This is a genomic window from Sphingobium sp. LMC3-1-1.1 (assembly GCF_040676285.1).
GTDB lineage: Bacteria > Pseudomonadota > Alphaproteobacteria > Sphingomonadales > Sphingomonadaceae > Sphingobium.
Map to the genome: position 1 here is coordinate 645,041 of NZ_JBEGHQ010000001.1, position 21,122 is coordinate 666,162.

The 21,122-nt window shown below is 64.1% G+C and carries 18 protein-coding genes; 5 read left to right on the forward strand and 13 right to left on the reverse strand.

Features of this window, described 5'->3' with window-relative positions:
- Window positions 1–19 precede the first annotated feature (19 nt).
- Both MRBLMC3_RS03155 and phaR read right to left on the reverse strand, forming a co-directional pair.
- On the reverse strand, window positions 20–361 hold the full coding sequence (locus tag MRBLMC3_RS03155; RefSeq protein WP_363734803.1) for a hypothetical protein: 342 nt from the start codon (window positions 359–361) through the stop codon (window positions 20–22).
- A gap of 4 nt (window positions 362–365) precedes the next feature.
- The gene (phaR, locus tag MRBLMC3_RS03160) at window positions 366–953 is read right to left on the reverse strand and encodes a polyhydroxyalkanoate synthesis repressor PhaR (RefSeq protein WP_363734802.1); all 588 of its coding nucleotides are present in this window, start codon (window positions 951–953) and stop codon (window positions 366–368) included.
- Between phaR and MRBLMC3_RS03165 the strand changes: the two genes are divergently transcribed.
- Both MRBLMC3_RS03165 and MRBLMC3_RS03170 read left to right on the forward strand, forming a co-directional pair.
- Window positions 952–2,040: an alpha/beta hydrolase gene (locus tag MRBLMC3_RS03165; protein ID WP_363825738.1), complete on the forward strand. Its 1,089-nt coding sequence runs from the start codon at window positions 952–954 to the stop codon at window positions 2,038–2,040. The genes phaR and MRBLMC3_RS03165 overlap by 2 nt on opposite strands.
- A 50-nt stretch (window positions 2,041–2,090) precedes the next feature.
- A complete protein-coding gene (locus MRBLMC3_RS03170; RefSeq protein WP_363825741.1) occupies window positions 2,091–3,266 on the forward strand; it encodes an acetyl-CoA C-acetyltransferase in 1,176 nt (391 codons plus the stop codon).
- Window positions 3,267–3,327: 61 nt separating this feature from the next.
- Here the strand turns inward: MRBLMC3_RS03170 and alr are convergent, their stop codons facing one another.
- The 8 genes from alr to MRBLMC3_RS03210 all read right to left on the reverse strand — a co-directional run bounded on the left by alr (window position 3,328) and on the right by MRBLMC3_RS03210 (window position 13,932).
- Window positions 3,328–4,374: an alanine racemase gene (alr, locus tag MRBLMC3_RS03175; protein WP_363826625.1), complete on the reverse strand. Its 1,047-nt coding sequence runs from the start codon at window positions 4,372–4,374 to the stop codon at window positions 3,328–3,330.
- A gap of 40 nt (window positions 4,375–4,414) precedes the next feature.
- Complete coding sequence (locus MRBLMC3_RS03180) at window positions 4,415–6,007, reverse strand: MFS transporter (protein ID WP_363825744.1); 1,593 nt, start codon at window positions 6,005–6,007, stop codon at window positions 4,415–4,417.
- A gap of 115 nt (window positions 6,008–6,122) precedes the next feature.
- Window positions 6,123–6,494, reverse strand: a complete 372-nt coding sequence (locus tag MRBLMC3_RS03185) for a tRNA-binding protein (protein ID WP_363825747.1) — start codon at window positions 6,492–6,494, stop codon at window positions 6,123–6,125.
- A gap of 168 nt (window positions 6,495–6,662) precedes the next feature.
- The gene (locus MRBLMC3_RS03190; RefSeq protein WP_363825749.1) at window positions 6,663–8,663 is read right to left on the reverse strand and encodes an acetyl/propionyl/methylcrotonyl-CoA carboxylase subunit alpha; all 2,001 of its coding nucleotides are present in this window, start codon (window positions 8,661–8,663) and stop codon (window positions 6,663–6,665) included.
- A 117-nt stretch (window positions 8,664–8,780) separates the two neighbouring features.
- Entirely contained in the window at window positions 8,781–9,791 is a 1,011-nt protein-coding gene (gene bioB / locus MRBLMC3_RS03195; RefSeq protein WP_363754273.1) for a biotin synthase BioB, read from the reverse strand.
- Window positions 9,791–11,944 carry a methylmalonyl-CoA mutase gene (scpA, locus tag MRBLMC3_RS03200; RefSeq protein ID WP_363825752.1) on the reverse strand — a complete coding sequence of 718 codons (2,154 nt, stop codon included), beginning with the start codon at window positions 11,942–11,944 and terminating at the stop codon, window positions 9,791–9,793. Before scpA ends, bioB begins: the two co-directional genes overlap by 1 nt.
- 1 nt (window position 11,945) lies before the next feature.
- Window positions 11,946–12,386 (reverse strand): methylmalonyl-CoA epimerase, encoded by a 441-nt coding sequence (gene mce / locus MRBLMC3_RS03205; RefSeq protein ID WP_363734795.1) that lies wholly within the window; start codon window positions 12,384–12,386, stop codon window positions 11,946–11,948.
- A gap of 13 nt (window positions 12,387–12,399) precedes the next feature.
- On the reverse strand, window positions 12,400–13,932 hold the full coding sequence (locus MRBLMC3_RS03210; RefSeq protein ID WP_133652036.1) for an acyl-CoA carboxylase subunit beta: 1,533 nt from the start codon (window positions 13,930–13,932) through the stop codon (window positions 12,400–12,402).
- A 121-nt stretch (window positions 13,933–14,053) separates the two neighbouring features.
- Between MRBLMC3_RS03210 and MRBLMC3_RS03215 the strand changes: the two genes are divergently transcribed.
- Window positions 14,054–15,469 (forward strand): helix-turn-helix domain-containing protein, encoded by a 1,416-nt coding sequence (locus tag MRBLMC3_RS03215; RefSeq protein WP_363734794.1) that lies wholly within the window; start codon window positions 14,054–14,056, stop codon window positions 15,467–15,469.
- 53 nt (window positions 15,470–15,522) lie between these two features.
- On the opposite strand, the gene MRBLMC3_RS03220 is transcribed toward MRBLMC3_RS03215, so the two are convergent.
- On the reverse strand, window positions 15,523–16,419 hold the full coding sequence (locus MRBLMC3_RS03220) for a LysR family transcriptional regulator (RefSeq protein ID WP_363825755.1): 897 nt from the start codon (window positions 16,417–16,419) through the stop codon (window positions 15,523–15,525).
- Between the two features lie 108 nt (window positions 16,420–16,527).
- Here MRBLMC3_RS03220 and MRBLMC3_RS03225 point away from each other — a divergent pair, with 108 nt between their 5' ends.
- Both MRBLMC3_RS03225 and MRBLMC3_RS03230 read left to right on the forward strand, forming a co-directional pair.
- Complete coding sequence (locus MRBLMC3_RS03225) at window positions 16,528–17,313, forward strand: SDR family NAD(P)-dependent oxidoreductase (protein WP_363825758.1); 786 nt, start codon at window positions 16,528–16,530, stop codon at window positions 17,311–17,313.
- Between the two features lie 76 nt (window positions 17,314–17,389).
- Window positions 17,390–18,103 carry a 2OG-Fe dioxygenase family protein gene (locus MRBLMC3_RS03230; RefSeq protein ID WP_363825760.1) on the forward strand — a complete coding sequence of 238 codons (714 nt, stop codon included), beginning with the start codon at window positions 17,390–17,392 and terminating at the stop codon, window positions 18,101–18,103.
- Between the two features lie 34 nt (window positions 18,104–18,137).
- Here the strand turns inward: MRBLMC3_RS03230 and gor are convergent, their stop codons facing one another.
- A complete protein-coding gene (gene gor / locus MRBLMC3_RS03235) occupies window positions 18,138–19,484 on the reverse strand; it encodes a glutathione-disulfide reductase (protein ID WP_363754281.1) in 1,347 nt (448 codons plus the stop codon).
- Between the two features lie 91 nt (window positions 19,485–19,575).
- Entirely contained in the window at window positions 19,576–21,081 is a 1,506-nt protein-coding gene (pgi, locus tag MRBLMC3_RS03240) for a glucose-6-phosphate isomerase (RefSeq protein WP_363754283.1), read from the reverse strand.
- Between the last annotated feature and the right edge of the window lie 41 nt (window positions 21,082–21,122).

The following is a 21,122-nucleotide window of genomic DNA, read 5'->3' on the forward strand; positions in this document are numbered from 1 at the left end:
GCGAGCAAGCAATCCCGGATCAGGCGCCCGCGCCCAATTGTTCCAGCCAGGCCTTCGCTTGTTTGGGTTCGCCGACGGCATCGGCAGCGGGCTTGCCTCGAGCCGCCAGAAATTCCCGGTGCAGTGCGAAGACGTCGAGGCTCAATTGGCTGCGAAGCCGATCGATGTCGTCGGCCAGCTCTTCCAGGCGATCGATCGCCGGCTGGGCATTTGCCCGCGCCCAGCGATCGTCATTATGGCCGAACAAGCCCCAGCGGCCGCTTGCCGTCTCGCGGAGCGCCGCGATCAGCGCGTCACGATACTCCGCTTCCATTTCCTCGCGACGGACGTCCAGTCGCTCAAGTCTGTCGGCCTTTGCCAAGATCTCAACTCAGCTTGTCGATCTTCGCATTCAGCGCCGCCAGTTGCGCCTTGAGCTGGGCAATCTCGTCATCCTTGCTCTCATCGGCAGCCGTTGCCGGCGCAGGCGCCGTCATGCCCGGCATTCCGGGCATCCCCGGCATGCCGGTGCCAAAGGCGCTCGCCGCCGCTTCGAACATCTGCATGTTGCGCTTGGCGATCTCGGCCAGCGGGCCTCCTCCGAAGGCGCCCTTCATGGCTTCCTGAAATTGCTGCTGGTTCTTGCGGAACGCGTCCATCGACGCTTCCAGATATTGCGGCACCATGGATTGCATGGAATCGCCGTACATGGCGATCAACTGGCGCAGGAAGTTGACGGGCAGCATGTTCTTGCCCCTCTGCTCCTCCTCCATGATGATCTGCGTCAGGACATTATGCGTGATGTCCTCTCCGGTCTTCGCATCGACGACAACGAACTCGCGCCCCTCACGAGTCATCTGCGACAAAAGATCCAGCGTGATGTAGCTCGACGTTTCTGTGTTATAGAGCCGCCTGTTAGCGTACTTCTTGATAACGACCGGTTCGGATTCGTTCGCGGTCTTAGATTTGGCCATGGATACCTCTCCCACACCTGTATTTTCCGCAATAGCACAAGCGAATGCCGCGCCGCAACATGGACCGCGGCCCTTACCCCTTTTTCTCAATATTTTATGGCGCGAAACGGAGAGCGATGCCGAACTGCGCAAACGGGCTTTCCAGGGCTTGCGGAGATATCAGGAGGCTGACCGCCCTCCCCCGCCCGCTCCGGTTCCCGTCGTCGCCCGCGCGGGCAGCGCCAGGCTGCTTCGATATGGGACGGAAAACGGGCGCCATCCGGTGGTGTTCGTGCCTTCGCTGATCAACCCGCCGCAGGTGCTGGACCTCTCGGCCAGCCGCTCCATGCTGCGCCACATGGCTGCAGCAGGACATGATGCCTATCTGGTCGACTGGGGCACGCCGGCCGCGGACGATGGCGCGCTGGGCCTCGACCGGCACGTGACGGAGCGCCTGCTGCCGATGCTGGGCAGCCTGCAGCGAACACCGATCATCGTCGGATATTGCCTTGGTGGAAATCTGGCGATCGCCGCAGCGGCACTGCAACCGGCACGGGCGCTGGCGACGATCGCGGCCCCTTGGAATTTCGACGGCTTCCCGGCCGCCGAACTTCAGGAGATCGGGTCGCTCTGGCAGAGCTCCAGGCCGATGTGCGAGCGACTGGGCTATGTACCGATGGAGGTGCTGCAATCCGGCTTCTGGGCGATGGATCCTGGCCGGACGATTCGCAAATATGCCGCCTTCGCCGACATGGCGCCCCATTCTCATGAAGAACAGGCCTTTCTCGCGGTGGAGGACTGGGCCAATGGCGGCCCGCCGCTCAGCTTTGCTGCGGGTCGTGATCTTTTCGAGGGGTTCTACGCTGCGAATGCGAGCGGGCGGGGCGAATGGCATGTCGACGGGCTGGCGATCGATCCCGGCCGGCTCTCCTGTCCCACGCTTTCGATCCGTTCCACAACCGACCGCATCGTCCCCGCCGCCGCCGCGCCACAGATGGCAGAGAACATAAGCTTGATGCTTGGCCATGTCGGCATGATCGTGGGCGGCGCGGCCCGGGCATTGCTGTGGGAGCCGCTGTCCCAATGGCTTTCCAGCCATGGCGGATGATGATATGTGCAGCCGCGAAAACATCACCCCCTGGAATTGAGGATCAGACTTTGTCAGACATCGTCATCACCGCTGCCAAGCGTACCGCCGTCGGCAGCTTCATGGGCGCGTTCGGATCGACTCCTGCGCATGAACTGGGCCGCACCGCCATCGTCGCGGCACTTGCACAGGCCGGCGTCGCGCCGGAGGAAGTGGACGAAGTCATCCTGGGCCAGGTGCTGACCGCCGGCCAGGGCCAGAACCCCGCCCGTCAGGCCGCCGTCAACGCCGGCATCCCGGTCGAGCGGACCGCCATCGGCCTCAACCAGCTCTGCGGTTCGGGCCTGCGCGCCGTTGCCCTGGCGGCACAGGCGATCCGGGCGGGCGATGCGCGCATCATGGTCGCGGGCGGCCAGGAAAGCATGTCCCTCGCGCCGCACGCCCAATATCTGCGCGCCGGCGCGAAAATGGGACCGATCTCCTTCATCGACACGATGACGCATGACGGCCTGACCGACGCCTTCAACAATTATCATATGGGCATCACGGCCGAAAACCTGGCCGAAAAATATCAGATCAGCCGCGAAGCGCAGGACGCATTCGCCGTCAGCAGCCAGAACAAGGCGGAGGCCGCCCGCGCATCGGGCCGCTTCCAGGATGAGATTGCCGCCGTGACCGTCAAGGGACGCAAGGGCGACACCATCGTCGACGCCGACGAATATATCCGCGCCGGTGCCACGCTGGATGCGATGCAGGCCCTGCGTCCCGCATTCAAGAAGGACGGTACCGTCACCGCCGCCAATGCCAGCGGCATCAACGACGGCGCCGCCGCCCTCGTGCTGATGAGCGCCGACGAAGCGGCAAGGCGCAACGCGCCCGTCCTGGCGCGCATCGCCGGTTTCGCGACCTGCGGCGTCGATCCCTCGGTCATGGGCATCGGCCCGGCCCCGGCAAGCCGCCAGGCGCTGGCCAAGGCTGGCTGGTCGCTCGCGGATCTCGATCTCATCGAAGCCAACGAAGCCTTCGCCGCGCAGGCGCTGGCCGTCGGCCAGGAACTGGGCTGGGATGCTGAAAAGGTCAATGTGAACGGCGGGGCGATCGCCATCGGCCATCCGATCGGCGCGTCCGGCGCCCGCGTTCTCACCACCCTGCTCTACGAGATGCAGAAGCGCGACGCGAAGAAGGGCCTTGCGACCCTCTGCATCGGCGGCGGCATGGGCGTCGCCATGTGCGTCGAACGGCCCTGAGCCAGTGATGGAATAATGGCTGGGCCGCCGATCCCCTTGCGGATCGGCGGCCCTTTTCATGTCAGCGCCAGATCCGATCGAAGCGCGCGCCAAGGCCGGTCAGCAACTCATATTGCGACAAGCCGGAAACTGCCGCCGCCTCCACCAGCGCATAATCGACGCCCAGCCAATCCCCCTCCGCAATGTCGGGCAATGCGGACACGTCGACAGCGGTCAAGTCCATCGACACCCGCCCCACCACCGGCAGGCTTTTGTCGCCCACGGCCATGGAACCCCGCCCGGAAAATCCGCGCAGATATCCGTCCGCATAGCCCAGGTTCACCACCGCGATCTCCATCTCCGTCGCTGCCCGATGGGTCGCATTATAGCCGATCGTATCGCCAGTCCGGACGCGACGGCGTTGCAGCACCTGGGCCTCGGGAAAGACCACCTGCCTGATATGTCCGGCGGCCTCCTCTCGCGGCACTCCGCCATAGAGCGCTATTCCCGGCCGCGTCATATCAAAGGCATAGGCCGCGCCCAGGCAGATCCCCGCGCTGTTCGCCAGGCTGTAGCGCGCCGCCTTCACCTGGCTCCGCAGCGCTGAAAACCGTTCGAGCTGGTCCTGGCTGAGCGGCGTATCCTCGTCGGCGGAGGCCAGATGGCTGTGCAGCGTCACAATGTCCATCCGCGCAACTTGCGCTGACACATCGCCCCGCCAATCCAGCCCCAGCCGGTTCATGCCCGTGTCGACCATGACGTCGCACGGCCCGCCGTCCGCCGCTCTCCATCGGGCAATCTGCCCTTCCGTGCACAGCACCGGCCTGGCGCGGGAGGCCAGCGCAACGGTCATGTCCTCCTCCCGCACGCCATGCAGCACGGAAAGCGACACGCCCTCGCCGACCAACGGCTCCAGCACGGCCGCCTCGGCCCAGTTGGATACGAAGAAATCCCGGCACCCCGCTTCCAGCAAGCGCCGCATGACCGCCGTGCTGCCCAGCCCATATCCATTGGCCTTGATCGCTGCCCCGCATGCCGCTGCGCCGCCCAGCCGCTTCAACCAGCGCCAATTGGCAAGCAGGGCGTCGCCATCCAGGCGCAGGCGCAGCGGTGCAGAAAAATCAGCCATCGCCTGTCCGATAGCGCTGCGCGACGCCAGCGTCGAGGGATCAGGCATCCATCCGTGCCCCGCGCGTTTCCGGCAGGGCGATGATGCAGGTCAACAGCGCCGCCGCCACCACCGCCATCGTATACCACAGCCCGGCATAGGGATCCCCCGTCCGCGCCACGATATACTGGCTGACCAGCGGCAGGAACCCGCCGAAATAGCCGGTCCCGATATGATAGGGGATAGACAGCGAGCTATAGCGTATCCGCGCCGGAAAATATTCCGACAGCAACGCCGCCACCGGCCCATAGGTCGCCCCCGACAGCGTCCAGAGCAGCAACAGGGCCATGAAAAGCAGCATGGCGCGGGGCCAGTCCGGCGTCACGGGCGCGGAGGCATAGCCCGCGTCATGCAGCGCCGCATCCAGCCCTTGCGCGCTGATATCGGCGACACTCGCCGCACCGATGCTGACGGAGGATACCGCGGCCTCGCGCTTTTCATACGGGATGCCGCGCTTGGAAAAATGATCGAGCAACTTGCCGCAGGCGGTTGGCTGAACCTTGGCGAAGGGGTCGAAGCTGCAATCAGGCCCGCTCACGACCACCGGCGCGCGCTGCGCCGCCTGATAGAGGGCGGGATTGGCCGTTCTGCCCATGAAATGATAAAGCGGCATCAGCAGCAGCAGGACCAGCGCATAGCCGATGACGATGGGCTTTTTCCGGCCCACCCGGTCGGACAGCCAGCCGAAGAAAATAAACGCCGCCACGCCCGCAAAAGCACTGCCGCCAACGAGGAGCTGCGCCATGCCGGATGCGACATGCAGCCCGTTCTGAAGGAAATAGAGCGCCTGGAACATCACCGTATAGGCGATGACGGTAAAGCCCGCCGCGATCCCGATCATCGCCACCAGCATCCGCCGCTTGTTGCCGGGATAGGTGAAGGCTTCCTTCAGCGGGTTGCGGGATTGCGCGCCCCCCGCCTTCATCGCCACGAACACCGGGCTTTCGCGCAGCATCAGCCGCATCCAGAGCGAAATCGCCAGCAACGCCAGCGAGAAGATGAAGGGCAGCCGCCATCCCCAATCGTCCCATACCGCCTTGCCGACGATCCATTGCGTGCCGATCACGACGATCAGGGAAAGGATGAAGCCGCCGATCACGCCGGCCTGGATGAAGCTGGTGTAAAAACCGCGCCGGCGCGGGGGCGCATGTTCGGCGACATAGATGGCGGCGCCGCCATATTCGCCGCCAAGCGCCAGTCCCTGCGCGATGCGCAGCATGATGAGGATGATCGGCGCGGCAATGCCAATGCTTGCGGCCGAAGGCGTCAGCCCGACCCCCGCCGTTGCTGCCCCCATCAGCATGATCGTCGCCAGGAAGGTATATTTCCGCCCCAGCCTGTCGCCCAGATAGCCGAACAACACGGCGCCCAGCGGCCTGAAGCCGAAGCCGACGGCGAACCCCGCGAGAGAATAGAGCAGTTCGACGGTCGGATTGTCGGTCGGGAAGAATGTCCTGCCGATGATCGGAGCCAGCACGCCGTAGATGTAGAAATCATACCATTCGAATAATGTGCCGAGCGCCGACGCGGTGATTACCAGCCGGTCGCGCCTTGCGTCCATCACATAGTCGGCGTCGGCCGCATCGTCCCTCATTCCACCCCCGTTCGACTGCGCGATTTCCCTGCGCCCGTTCTACCGCCGCACCGAACCCCTGCAAGCGCGATCGGCATCGGCAGCGCATCTGCCCCGGCCGGTTATGCCCTACCGATCAGAACAGGCGAGACCCGTTCGGCACCACCCGGTCGGGCGCGAACAGCATCACCGCTCCCGCCTCATCCGCGAAACCCAAAGTCAGCACCTCGGACATGAATTTCCCGATCTGCCGCGGCGGAAAATTGACGACCGCCGCAACCTGCCGGCCCGCCAGTTCCTCGACCGCATAATTTTCGGTGATCTGCGCGCTTGATTTCTTCAGCCCGATGGAAGCCCCGAAATCTATCAGCAGCTTGTAGGCGGGCTTGCGCGCCTCCGGATAAGCTTCTGCCGAAACGATGGTGCCGACGCGGATGTCCACCTTCAGGAAATCGTCGAAGCCGATGGGGTCGGCGGCCACCGCCCCGGAATCGTGGTTCACATGCATGCGGTCATGCTAGAGCGATTTCCAAGCGATCGGAACCGATCGCTGGTTAAGAAATCGCGGAAAGCAAGAAATCCAGAGCGATTTCCAAGCGATCGGAACCGATCGCTCGCAATGCCGGCGGCGGAAAAGTCGAGAGGCGCATCCCGACTTTCCCTTGGCGCCGCCCGATTATTCCAGTTCCAGGATGATCGCATCCACCGGCAGGCTTTCGCCCTGCGCGGCGGACACGCTCTTGATCACGCCCGCCTTCTGCGCGCGCAGGATATTCTCCATCTTCATCGCCTCGATCACGGCAAGCGGCTGGCCAGCCTCGACCTTGTCCCCTTCCCGGACGTTCAGCGCGACCAGAAGGCCGGGCATCGGACAGATCAGGAAACGCGACAGGTCTGGCGGGATCTTCTCGATCATGTGCCGGGCATGCACCGCCGCATGGGCGGGCAGGATGCGCAGCTTGTGGCTGGCGCCATGGACGGTCAGCACAAAGCCCGACCGCACCGGCGCAATCTTCACCGCCAGTTGCTCCTCGCCGAACTCCGCCTCGATCAGCCGGTCGCCGGGCGTATATTCCAGCGCCAGTTCCATGGCTTCGCCGTCGACCGTGACGTCATCGCCGTTGATCACGACATCGTGGATCGCGTCACCGATCTTCACCTGCCAATCGGTCGGCGGAGACAGGCGCTTGCCCAACTGCCCGTCGATCCGCCGCGCCCGGTCCGCCTGCGCCATGGCGGCGAAGGCGCCGATGGCCGACAGGCGCTTCAGCAGCGTTTCGGAAGCCGGCGCGCCGGTGAACCCCTCCGGATATTCCTCCGCGATGAAGCCGGTGGTGATGTTGCCCGAACGGAAGCGTTCATGCTGCATCAGCGCGGAGACGAAGTCGATATTGTGCCCCGGCCCCTCGATCTCGAACAGGTCCAGCGCCGCGATCTGCTTGTCGATGGCCTCCAGACGGGTCGGCGCCCAGGTGATCAGCTTGGCGATCATCGGGTCGTAGAACATGCTGACCTCGCCGCCTTCGACCACGCCGTCATCCACGCGCACCAGCGCGCCCGTTTCGTCCGCACCCGTTTCAGGCGGATTGTAGCGGATCAGGCGGCCGGTCGAAGGCAGGAAGCCGCGATAGGGATCCTCCGCATAGACGCGGTTCTCGATCGCCCAGCCGTTGATCTTCACATCCTCCTGGCGGAAGGACAGTTCCTCGCCATTGGCGACGCGGATCATCTGCTCGACCAGGTCAAGGCCGGTGATTTCTTCCGTGACCGGATGCTCCACCTGCAGGCGGGTGTTCATCTCCAGGAAGTAGAATCCGTCGCCGGTCTTGTCCGCGCCCGACACGATCAGTTCGACCGTACCCGCGCTGAAATAGCCGACCGCGCGGGCCAGGGCGACGCACTGCTCGCCCATCTTCCTGCGCATTTCGGGGCTGACGAAGGGCGAAGGCGCTTCCTCCACCACCTTCTGGTGGCGGCGCTGGATCGAACATTCGCGTTCGTTGAGGTAGACGATATTGCCGTGCTGATCGCCCAGTATCTGGATTTCGATATGGCGCGGGCTTTCGATGAACTTCTCGATGAACACGCGATCATCGCCAAAGCTGTTGAGACCTTCACGCTTGGTCGCCTCAAAGCCCTCGCGCACGTCCTGCTCGCTATAGGCAAGGCGCATGCCCTTGCCACCACCGCCGGCCGAAGCCTTCATCATCACCGGATAGCCGATCTCGTTGGAGATGAGGACGGCATGCTCCGTATCCTCGATCACGCCGACATAGCCCGGAACCACATTGACGCCCGCGGCCTTGGCGAGTTTCTTGGACTCGATCTTGTCGCCCATCGCGGCGATGGCATTGGCAGGCGGCCCCACGAAGATGATGCCCTCAGCGTCGAGCGCCTTGCGGAAGCTCTCACGCTCGGAAAGGAAGCCATAGCCCGGATGCACCGCGTCCGCGCCGGTCGCCTTGCAGGCTTCGATAATCTTGTCGGCCAGCAGATAGGACTGGGCAGCAGGCGGCGGGCCGAGATGCACCGCCTCATCCGCCATCAGCACATGGGGACTGCGCGCGTCCGCATCCGAATAGACCGCCACGGTCTTGATGCCCATCTTCCGCGCCGTACGGATGACGCGGCACGCAATTTCGCCACGGTTCGCGATCAGGATCTTGGTGATTGCCATCTATGTCCTCGGCTTCCGCTCTTTATGTATGATCTCTAAGGAAAACGATTGTCTGGATAGTCCAAAGGACAAGGATGAAGATGAAGAAGCCGCCGATTAACAGCGGCAGCCTCTTTCTCACTCCGCCGCTTCCAGATGCCCATGCGGCTGCGCCATCATCGGCGTAAGCCCAAGCTTGGAAAGCAGCGCACTATCCTTGTCGTCGCCAGCGTTCGCCGCCGTCAGCAGCTTGTCGCCGGTGAAGATGCTGTTCGCGCCCGCCATGAAGCACAGCGCCTGACACGCCTCGCTCATGCTTTCGCGACCTGCCGAGAGCCGCACCATCGACTGCGGCATGACGATACGCGCCACGGCGACGGTGCGGACGAACTCCACCTCGTCGATCTTCGCGAGCGGCGTGTCCTTCAGCATGTCGCCCAACACCGTACCCTCGACGGGAACCAGCGCATTGATCGGCACGCTCTCAGGGTGGGGCATGGTGGCCAGGGCATGCAGGAAGCCGATCCGGTCGCTCCGCGTCTCGCCCATGCCGACGATCCCGCCGCAGCACACATTGATGCCTGCATCGCGCACATTTTCCAGCGTCTCGATCCGGTCCTCGAAGGTCCGGGTGGTGATGACGTTGGCGTAATTTTCCGGCGAAGTGTCGATATTGTGATTATAATAATCCAGCCCCGCATCCGCGAGCTGCTTCGCCTGGGTCGACGACAGCATGCCCAGCGTCATGCAGGTTTCCATGCCCATCTGGCGAACGCCCTTCACCATCTCGATGAGCTTGGGCATGTCCCGTTCCTTGGGATTGCGCCACGCAGCGCCCATGCAGAAACGGCCCGAACCATGGTCCTTGGCCTGCGCCGCCGCCTGGAGCACGGCCTGCACGTCCATCAGCTTGGTGGCCTTGAGGCCGCTTTCCGCCTCGGTCGACTGGCTGCAATAGCCGCAATCCTCCGGACAGCCGCCCGTCTTGATCGACAGCAGGGTCGACAACTGCACTTCATTGCGCGGAAAATTCGCCCGGTGGATCGACTGCGCCTCGAACATCAGGTCGTTGAAGGGCAGGTCGAACAGCGCGGCGATCTCGTCGCGGGTCCAGTCAGTGCGGCCAAGGACTTTGGCAGTGGGTGTCATTATGCGGCTTCCTCCAGCCCCGCCGGGGGCATGTTGTGGCCGAGGAGGCGCAGCACATCTGCGGCGCATTCCACGACGTTGGAGCCCGGTCCATAAATCCCCTGAACGCCCGCGTCACGGAGGAAGTCATAATCCTGCGGCGGAATGACCCCGCCCGCGATCACTTTGATGTCGTTCCGACCCTTTTCCCGAAGCTGCCGGATGAGTTCGGGGATCAGCGTCTTGTGCCCCGCGGCCAGCGACGAAGCCCCCACCACATCGACGCCGCTGTCGAGCGCCAGCACCACCGTTTCCTCCGGCGTCTGGAACAGCGGACCCGACACGATGTCGAAACCCATGTCCCCAAAGGCGGAAGCGATCACGTTGGCGCCCCGGTCATGGCCGTCCTGCCCCATCTTGGCGATAAGGATCTTCGGCTTGCGACCGAGGCGCCGCTCGACGGCCTGCACCCCGTCAAGTACCTGTTTCCAGCGGCTGTCCTGCGCATAAGGCTCGGCATAGACGCCCTTCACCGGCGTTGGCACCGTGCCGTAACGATTGAAGCTGTCCTCCATGGCGGAGGAGATTTCGCCCAGCGTGGCACGCGCCCGCGCCGCTTCGACCGCATGGGCAAGGAGGTTGTTCTCGATCGACTGCGGCCCGGCCGCCGCTGCACGCAGCGCATCCAGCGCGGCCTGACACGCAGCCTCGTCGCGCTCCGCCTTCACCCGGTTGATGCGCGCGATCTGCGCCTCGCGAACCTTGGTGTTGTCGACCTCCAGCGTTTCCAGCAGGTCCTCGTTCGCCAGGCGATATTTGTTGACGCCGACGATCACGTCCTCGCCCAGGTCGACCCGCGCCTGACGGGCGGCGGCGGCGGTCTCGATCATCGCCTTGGGCCAGCCGGCGCCCACGGCCTTCGCCATGCCGCCCTCGGCCTCGACGCGGTCGATGATCTCCTGCGCCGCGTCGACCAGTTGCTGGGTCAGGCTCTCGATATAATAGCTGCCGCCCAGCGGATCGACGACATTGCACATGCCGGTCTCTTCCTGGATGACGATCTGCGTGTTGCGCGCGATGCGGGCCGAAAAATCCGTCGGCAGCGCGATCGCCTCGTCCAGCGCATTGGTGTGCAGCGACTGCGTGCCGCCCAGCATCGCCGCCATCGCCTCGATGGTGGTGCGCATGACGTTGTTATAGGGATCCTGCTCGGTCAGCGACACGCCCGACGTCTGGCAATGGGTGCGCAGCATCTTGCTGCGCTCGTCCTTCGCGCCCAGCTTCGTCATGACCCGATGCCACAGCACGCGGGCAGCGCGCAGCTTGGAGATCTCCATGAAGAAGTTCATGCCGATGGCGAAGAAGAAGCTCAAACGCCCCGCGAACTTGTCGATGTCGAGGCCCGAAGCCACGCCATAGCGCACATATTCCGCACCATCCGCGATGGTGAAGGCCAGTTCCTGCACCTGCGTCGCCCCGGCTTCCTGCATATGATAGCCGGAGATGGAGATGCTGTTGAACTTGGGCATCTCGCGGCTGGTATAGCCGAAAATGTCCGAAATGATCCGCATGCTCGGTTCAGGCGGGTAGATATAGGTGTTGCGGACCATGAACTCCTTGAGGATGTCGTTCTGGATGGTCCCGTCGAGCAGCTTGCGCTCGACCCCCTGCTCCTCGCCCGCGACGATGAAGAAGGCGAGGATCGGGATCACCGCGCCGTTCATGGTCATGGAAACCGACATCTGGTCGAGCGGAATGCCGTCGAACAGGATCTTCATGTCCTCGATCGTGTCGATCGCCACGCCAGCCTTGCCCACGTCGCCGACTACGCGGGGATGGTCGCTGTCATAGCCGCGATGGGTGGCAAGGTCGAAGGCGACGCTGAGGCCCTTCTGCCCCGCCGCCAGATTGCGGCGATAGAAGGCATTGGATTCCTCTGCCGTCGAGAAGCCCGCATATTGCCGGATGGTCCAGGGGCGCCCCGCATACATGGACGCGCGCACCCCGCGCGTGAACGGTGCGAAGCCGGGCAGGCCCGGATCGACGGTCACGTCCTCGGCCGTGTAGAGCGGCTTCACCGTGATACCTTCCGGGGTATGCCAGTTCAGATCCTTGCCCTTCACCTCCTTGGCGGCGGCGGCGGCCCACTGGTCCAGCGTCGGCTTCTCGGTCATATCAATGCGCGCCCTCTTTCGGCGTTTCCATGATTTCAGTGAGCACCCCGTTCATATCCTTGGGGTGGACGAAGAAGATCAGCGTCCCATGCGCGCCGATACGCGGTTCGCCGAGCACCTTCTTGCCCAGCTTTTCGAACCAGGCCTTGGCTTCATGAATGTCGGGCACTTCATAGCACATATGATGCTGCCCACCCGCCGGGTTCTTGGCGATGAAGCCGTGGATCGGGCTGTTCTCGCCCAAAGGCTCGATCAGCTCGATCTGTGTGCCTGCCGTGCCATTTTCGCCCGGCGTATCGACGAAGCACACCTTCACGCCCTGGGCGGGCAGGTCGAACGGCTCGTGCGTCAGCGTCGCGCCCATGACGTCGCGATAATAGGCCAGCGACGCTTCCAGCGAGGGGGTGGCAACGCCGATATGGTTCAAGCGACCGAGTTTCATGACTGCCCTCTCCTCAGAGCGGAATATTGTCGTGCTTCTTCCACGGGTTTTCGAGGCTCTTGTTGCGCAGCTTGCGCAGGCCCAGAGCGATCCGCTTGCGGGTGGAGTGCGGCTGGATCACCTCGTCGATGAAGCCCTTGCTCGCCGCCACGAAGGGATTGGCGAAGCGGTCCTCATATTCCTTCGTCTTCTCGGCAATCTCTTCCGGCGTCTTGCCGCGGAAGATGATCTCCACCGCGCCCTTCGCGCCCATCACCGCGATCTCGGCGGTCGGCCAGGCATAGTTGAGGTCGCCGCGCAGATGCTTGGAGGACATGACGTCATAGGCGCCACCATAGGCCTTGCGCGTGATGACGGTGATCTTCGGCACGGTCGCCTCGGCATAGGCGAACAGCAGCTTCGCGCCATGCTTGATGATGCCGCTATGCTCCTGCGCCGTTCCCGGCAGGAAGCCCGGCACATCGACAAAGGTGACGATCGGAATCTCGAACGCGTCGCAGAAGCGCACGAACCGCCCGGCCTTCTTGGACGAGTTGATGTCCAGCACACCCGCCAGCACCATCGGCTGGTTGGCGATGATGCCGACCGTCTTGCCCTCGATCCGCCCGAAGCCGCAGAGGATGTTGCCTGCATGCGCCGGCTGCACCTCGAAGAAATCGCCCTCGTCCACCACCTTGCGGATCAGCTCATGCATGTCATAGGGCTGGTTCGCATTGGCCGGGATCAGCGTGTCCAGGCTTTCCTCGATCCGGTCCCACGGGTCCGCACTCGGCCGTTCCGGCACGGGTTCCTTGTTGGACGCCGGCAGGAAATCGACGAAGTCGCGCACCGCCAGCAACGCCTCGATGTCATTTTCGAACGCCACGTCCGCCACGCCGGACTTGGTCGTATGCGTCACCGCGCCGCCCAGTTCCTCCTGCGTCACCACCTCGTTGGTGACGGTCTTGACCACGTCCGGGCCAGTCACGAACATGAAGCTGCTGTCTTTCACCATGAAGATGAAGTCCGTCATGGCAGGCGAATAGACCGCACCGCCCGCGCACGGCCCCATGATCACGCTGATCTGCGGCACTACGCCCGAAGCCAGCACGTTGCGCTGGAAAATCTCCGCATAGCCCGCCAGCGATGCCACGCCTTCCTGGATGCGCGCGCCGCCCGAGTCATTCAGGCCAATGACAGGGGCACCGACCTTCAGCGCCATGTCCATGATCTTGCAGATCTTCATCGCGTGCCGTTCCGACACCGCGCCGCCATAGACGGTGAAATCCTGCGAAAAGACGTAAACCAGCCGGCCGTTGATCGTGCCCGATCCGGTGACGACGCCATCGCCGGGGATATGCTGCCCATCCATGCCGAAGTCGATGCAGTTATGCTCGACATACATGTCCAGCTCTTCGAAGCTGTCCTCGTCCAGCAGCACGTCCAGCCGTTCTCGCGCGGTCAGCTTGCCCTTGGCATGTTGCGCGTCGATGCGGCGCTGTCCGCCACCCAGACGGGCGGCCTCCCGCTTGGCTTCGAGCTGTTCGATAATGGCGAGCTTCGACATATCTGGCTTTTCTCCGGCTTGTCGCGGACGTCTATGTCCGCCCCATTTCAATCTTTCCGCATTTTCGCAAATGCAATTTTGCCAATTTGCAAATCGCGATTTTGCAAATTATGGACGATCCATGGCTCGTGGCAATCGAATCTTCGCAGGTCCGCGCCTGCGCCAGCTACGCCTGGACCATCGCATGGACCAGTCGACCATGGCGCATGCGCTCGGCATATCGGTATCCTATCTCAGTCAGCTTGAGAATGACGACCGCCCCCTGACGGCGAAGGTCAAGGCGGCCGTCGCCAGCGCCTTTCCCACCGACTGGGCCAGCTTCGACAGCCGGGAGGAGGAGCAGCTTCTTGGCGCCTTCACCTTCGCCCTTGCCCATCCCGAACTGCCCGGCGTCCCGATGGAGCCTGAACGGATCGAGAAGCTGCACCTGCAATTTCCCGAATTCGCGGCGCGCTATGTCGACCTGTACAACGCCCATATGCGCGCCAATGAACGCATCAACATGATCGAGGAGGCCATCGCCAACGATCATGCGGTGCAGGCCCGCCTCCCCTGGGAGGCGGCGCGCGACTGGTTCCACGAAGCGGGCAATTACGTCCATGTCCTGGACTGCCTGGCGGAGGACATGGCTGCCAGCTTCACCGCCGGCCAGACGCTCGACGAAGGCATGCTGGTGGAGGCGCTCGCCCGTCGCCACGGCATTGAAACGCTGATCGCGGAAACGCCGGATTCCGCGCTCCGCTCCTATACCAGCAGCGAAAAGCGGCTGTTCGTGAACGCCGCCCTCCCGACCGAGAGCCGCAAGTTCATGCTCGCCCATCAATTGACGATGCTGGAGGGGCAGGCCGTGATCGCCGACGTCGTCAACAAGGCGGCATTGCCCGTCCCCGGCGCGGACCGCCTGCTCGCCATCGGCCTTGCCAACTATGCCGCGGGGGCGCTGCTGATGCCCTATGCGCCCTTCCGCGAAGCCGCTCGCGAAGTGCGCCATGACATAGACCGCCTCGCCCGCCGCTTCGGCGTCAGCTTCGAACAGGCCTGCCATCGCCTCTCGACGCTGCAAAGGCCCGGCCTGCGGGGCATCCCCTTCTTCTTCTGCCGTGTCGACATGGCCGGCAATATCACCAAGCGCCATAGCGCCACCCGGTTGCAGTTCGCCCGCTTCGGCGGCGCCTGTCCGCTCTGGAACGTCCATGAAGCGGTGGCGGTCCCCGACCGGATCAACGTGCAGCTCGGCGAAACGCCCGACGGGGTGCGCTATGTGTCCATGGCGAAGGGGCTGGTGAAACCCTCCGGCAGCTACAGCCGCACGCCGCGCCGCTTCGCCGTCGTGCTGGGCTGCGAAATCGCGCACGCCGCCAATTTCGTCTATGCCGACGGCCTGCAGCTGGAGGTGGAGGGCGCGGCGACCCCCATAGGCGTTACCTGCCGCCTCTGCCCCCGCCAAAGCTGCGACCAGCGTGCCTTCCCACCGGCCGACCGACCAATCCGCGTAGATCCCGACAACCGCCAGATCGTGCCCTACTGGATTGGCTAGAGCGATTTCCAGGCATCGCTGCTTAAGAAAGGGAATCCCGATCGAAACCCGCTCTAAACCGGCAGTTCCAGCTCTTCCTCCAGAAAGTCCAGAAAGGCCCTCAGCCGCGCCGCCAGCCGGTCCTGAGCGGAATAGAGGGCGTGAATATCCTCGCCGTCGCCCGTGCTGAAATCGCCCAGCACCTCGACCAGCCGACCTTCCCGCAGGTCGGCGGCGACGTGGAACCGCCCGTGCCGCGCTATGCCGCCGCCCGCGATCGCCATCTGCCGAACGACCTCGCCGGAATTGCCGAAGAAGCGCCCCTGTACCGGCCGCATCACCGTGCGCCCCCCGATCCGGAACGCCCAGCTGTCCACCGACCTGCGAAAGCTGAATTGCAGGCAGTCATGCCCTTCAAGATCGTCGGGCGTGCGCGGCGTGCCCCGCTCAGCCAGATAGGCGGGACTGGCGACCAGCACCATGCGGCTGTGCCCCAGCTTCTTCGCCCGCAACCGCGTGTCGCGCAACGGTCCGATCCGGATGGCGATGTCGGCCCTCTCCTCCACCAGGTCCACCACCGCGTCGGATAGCGCCAGATCGACCGTCACCACCGGATGCCGCGCCAGAAACCGGGGCAGGATCGGCAAGAGGCAGTGGATGCCGAAGGATACGGAGGCATTCACCCGCAACAGCCCTCGCGGTCCCTGGTCCTCCTGCCCCAGCCTGCTTTCGACATCGGTCATTTCCGCCATCAGGGCGGTCATCCGGTCCCGATAGGCCGCGCCTTCCATGGTCAGCGCCAGGGATCGCGTTGTCCGCCGCAGCAAGGTGACGCCAAGACGCTGCTCCAGCCGCGCGATGCTTCGGCTGACGGCGGACGGGGTCAGCCGCAATGTCCGGGCGGCGGAGGCAAGGCTGCCCTCCTGCGCCACGGCCAGAAATGTCTCTATGTCCCCGAAGCGGTTATCCATATGTCACTCATGATCCTGAATCACTTCTATAGTGACGATGATCATTCTAATCATCAATGACTGCTTCTCCTATCTCTGCGCCCAACCACGCAAGACAGGAGTTGCCCCATGGATCTGAAACTCAGCGGCAAGACCGCGCTCGTCACCGGATCGACCGCCGGAATCGGCTTTGCCATAGCCAAACGCCTTGCCGAAGAAGGTGTCGAAGTCGTCATCACCGGCCGCAACCAGGACAAGCTGGACGAGGCCGCCGCGCAACTCGCCCAATCGGGCAGGATCCGGCCGATACTGGCCGACGCAGCCACGGCCGCCGGCGCAGCCACCCTTGTCGAGGCCGCGCCCGATATCGACATCCTCGTCAACAATCTGGGCATCTATGAGGCCAGGCCCTTCACCGAAATTTCGGATGAGGACTGGCATCGCTTCTTCGAGGTCAATGTGGTCAGCGGCGCGCGCCTTGCCCGCCATTATTTCCCCCGCATGCTCGACCGGAACTGGGGCCGCATCATCTTCATCGCCAGCGAAAGCGCATTGGTGATCCCAGGAGAGATGATCCATTACGGCATGACCAAGACGGCCCAGCTCGCCATCGCCCGCGGCCTTGCCGAACAGACCCGGGGCACCGGCGTGACCGTCAATTCCGTCCTCCCCGGCCCCACCCGGTCGGAAGGGATAGTCGATTTCATCCAGTCCGTAGTCGACAACAAGGAAGCGCCGGAGGCCGATCGCGAGGCGGAGTTCTTCCGGACGATGCGTCCGCTCTCCCTCATCCGCCGTTTGATAGAGGCGGACGAGATCGGATCGATGGTCGCCTATCTCGCCAGCCCGCTCGCTGCCGTCACCAACGGCGCCGCCATAAGGGCGGAGGGCGGGATCGTTCCGACGATCGCCTGAGCCTGGGAACATGCGGCAATCCTGAATGCGGGAACTGGCCCTGTCGCTCGTCCGTCCCTTCCGGTAGGAAAGATGGATGCGCGACACGGACATATTGGCGGACACCGCCCTTCGGCAGCAACTGGAGGCCGCGGGCTTCGCGCGCCTGGACGGTCCCCGGCTGTTCGGACAGCTCGCGATCGCGGCGGACCACTGGGCAGCGCTCGTACGCAGCTGGAACGACCTTGGTCCCGACCTCTACATGGCGGACGGCGGTCGCTACCGCCGCCGCCGCCACGCGACCTTCGCCTACGACCAGGGCCGGTTCACGCGCAAACCGCATCAGCCCCATTTCCAGAGCCGCGACTATAATCCGCTGAACGGCGACGTGCAGCGCTGGTTCGATCCCGTGGAACAGGCCACGATCGACAATGGCGCGATGCGTTCCATCTTCGCCTTCTGCGCGCGCAGCTTCCCGCTCGCCGGGCCGCAGCATGTCGAAATGCATCAGTTCCGCATCGAGGCAAGCCTGGCGGAGGCCGGCCGCCCGACGCCGGAGGGCATGCACCGCGACGGCGTGGACTGGGTGTTCGTGATGCTGGTCGACCGCCGCAATGTCGGCGAGGGCGTGACCCGGATCGGCTCTCCAGACGGCACGCCGCTGGGCGAATTCACCCTGGCGCAGGCGGGCGATGCCGTACTGATCGACGACCACCGCATCCTGCACGGCGTCACTGAGATCCATGGCGTCGATCCGGCGCAACCGGCCTGGCGCGACGCGCTGGTCCTGACCTTCGTGGCGGAGGGCTGAACCCGTCCGGGCAGCCCGTCCTCCGCTCCCGATCCTATTTCAGCAGCACCAGTTCCTCGGCCATGCTCGGATGCAGGGCGACCGTGTCGTCGAACTGCTGCTTGGTAAGGCCCGCCTTCACCGCAATCGCAGCTGCCTGCAATATCTCCGGCGCATCCGGCCCGATCATGTGCAGCCCGACCACGCGATTGGTCGTCGCATCCACCACCATCTTGTAGAGCGCCCGCTCGTCCCGCCCGGCCAGCACGTTCTTCATCGGCCGGAAGTCGGACGTGTAGACCTTCACCGTGCCCAGCTTGTTCTTCGCCTGCGCTTCGGTCAGGCCGACGCCGGCCAGCGGCGGATGGCTGAACACGGCGGAGGGGATGCAGCTGTAATCGACCGTGCGCGGATTGTCCCCGAACACCGTGTCCGCAAAGGCATGCCCCTCGCGGATCGCCACCGGCGTCAGTTGCATCCGGTCGGTGACGTCGCCCACCGCATAGATGCTCTCGCAGCTCGTGCGGCTATATTCATCGACCTTGATCGCGCCCTTGTCGTTCAACTCGACCCCGGCATTTTCCAGGCCCAGCCCATCGACATGCGGCTTGCGCCCGGTCGCGAAGACCAGCAGGTCGCAGGCGACCGGATCGCCGTTCCTGAACCGGACGCATAAAGTGCCGTCCTCATTCTTCTCGATCTTCTCCATCTCCGCATTGAAGCGGAAATTAATCCCCTTCATCGTCGAGATCTGGAGCAATCGGTCGCGGATCTGCTCGTCATAGCCGCGCAGCAGCGTGCCTGATCGGTTGACGATCGTCACATGGCTGCCGAACTGGTGGAAGATGCCGGCAAATTCATTGGCGATATAGCCGCCGCCGACGATCACGATCCGCTTGGGGCATTCCTCCAGATGGAACACCTCGTTGGACGTCACGCCATGCTCCGCGCCCTCGATATCGGGAATGATGGGCCAGGCGCCGGTGGAAATGAGGATATGTTTCGCGCTCACCTGCCGCCCGCTGGCGAGCTTCACGCCATGCGGCCCGGTGATCGTGGCGCGTTCCGCGATCAGCTCGACCTTGTGGCTGTCGAGCGTGTTCCTGTAGAGCCCCTCCAGCCGGTCGACATCCGCCAGCACATTGTCGCGCAGCGTCGTCCATTCGAAACCGCAATCGGGCACGTTCCAGCCGAAACGCCGCGCATCCTTCAGGTCCTCGGCAAAATGCGCGCCATAGATGAGCAGCTTCTTGGGCACGCAGCCGCGAATGACGCAGGTGCCGCCGACGCGATATTCCTCGGCCACGGCGACCTTTGCGCCATGTGCTGCGGCCACCCGAGACGCCCTGACCCCTCCCGATCCCGCACCGATGACGAAAAGGTCGAAGTCGTAATTGCTCATTCATCCCTCCGCTGGACTGGGCCCGCATATGGAGCTTCGCCAGCGGAGTTACAAATGCTTCTTGCTTCCCGAAACCGGAAAGACCCGATCGTCAAACACCGCCCAGCGCGATGTCGATCAGCGCCATGGTCGAGGGATCGAACCCCCTCGGCCCCTCCGCCTCGATGGACCTGGCAATCTCCTTGCCCAGTTCCACCCCGAACTGGTCGAAGGGATTGATCCCCATCAGCACCGCATTGGCAAAGGTCCGATGCTCGTAGAAGGCGATGAGGGCGCCCAGCACCTCCGGCGTCACGTCATTCAGCAGGATCGTGGTCGAAGGACGATTGCCGGGATAGGCCCGTGCCGGATCGGCCGCATTGTCCTTGCCCCGCATCAGGGCCGCGCCCTGGGCAAAGCAGTTCACCAGCAGCGCGCGGTGATGCGCGGGATCAAGCGCATGGCCCGGCTCGATCGAGGCGATGAATTCGACCGGCGTCAGGATCGTACCCTGGTGCAGCAACTGGAACACCGCATGCTGCGCGTCCGTGCCGACGCCGCCCCAGGTGATCGGCGCCGTGGGACCGTCCACCGGCTGGCCGTCCCGCGTCACGCTCTTGCCGTTGCTCTCCATTTCCAGTTGCTGGAGATAGGAGGGCAGCAGCCGCAACCGCTCGTCATAGGCGAACAGCGCGCGCGTCTGGCAACCCAGCACCCGTGCATAATATTGGTCGACAAAGGCCGCGATCAAAGGCGCATTGGCCTTGGGATCGGACAGGCGGAAATGCCGGTCCATCGCCGCCGCCCCTTCCAGCAGGCTCTCGAAAGCGTCCCAGCCCAACGCCAGCGCCGCCGGAAAACCGATGGACGACCACAGCGAATAACGCCCGCCCACGCTTTCGGCAAAGGGCAGCACGCGGGTTTCATCCACGCCCCATTCGATCGCCCGGTCCGGCGCCGCCGTCAGCGCGATCACCCGGCCATAAGGGTCTTCCACGCCCGCCTCGACCATCCAGTTGATCGCGCTCGCCGCGTTCAGCATGGTTTCGGTCGTGGTGAAGGTCTTGGAGGCCACGGCGATCAGCGTCGCTTCCGGGTCGAAACGCGAAATCGCCCGTTCCATGGCGGTGCCGTCCACATTGGAGACGATCGCGACATCGTAGCGCGCGCCGTCCCCGCCCAAGGCGTCGATGATCAGGTCGGGGCCCAGCGCCGATCCGCCGATGCCGATGTGCAGGATGTGCCGGATCGGCCCCAGCGCCTCGCCCTCGATCGCATCGATCAGCGCGCGCATCCGCGCATGGAACATCTTGGCCCGCGCCACGCTGTCCGCATTGCCCTCGCCCCGCTCGGCGGGATGTTCGGCGGCGCGCCCTTCCGTGTTGTTCACCGCCTCGCCCGCGAACAGGGCGTCACGCTGCGCGGCAAAGCCCTGTTCCTCCGCCAGCTTCAGGAAACCGTCGAACAATTCGTCGGTCAGGTGCGTCTTCGACCAGTCGAAGCGGATCGGCCCGTGCGTCAGGGTGAACTTGCTCAACCGGTCGGGATCGGTCGTGAAGATGGACTTCAGATCAGCCTGGGGAAGAGCCGAAAGCGCTGCCAGTGCAGGGCTGGGCATTGGGAATATCCTCTTGTTTCGCTGTTGGTCGACACCGACGC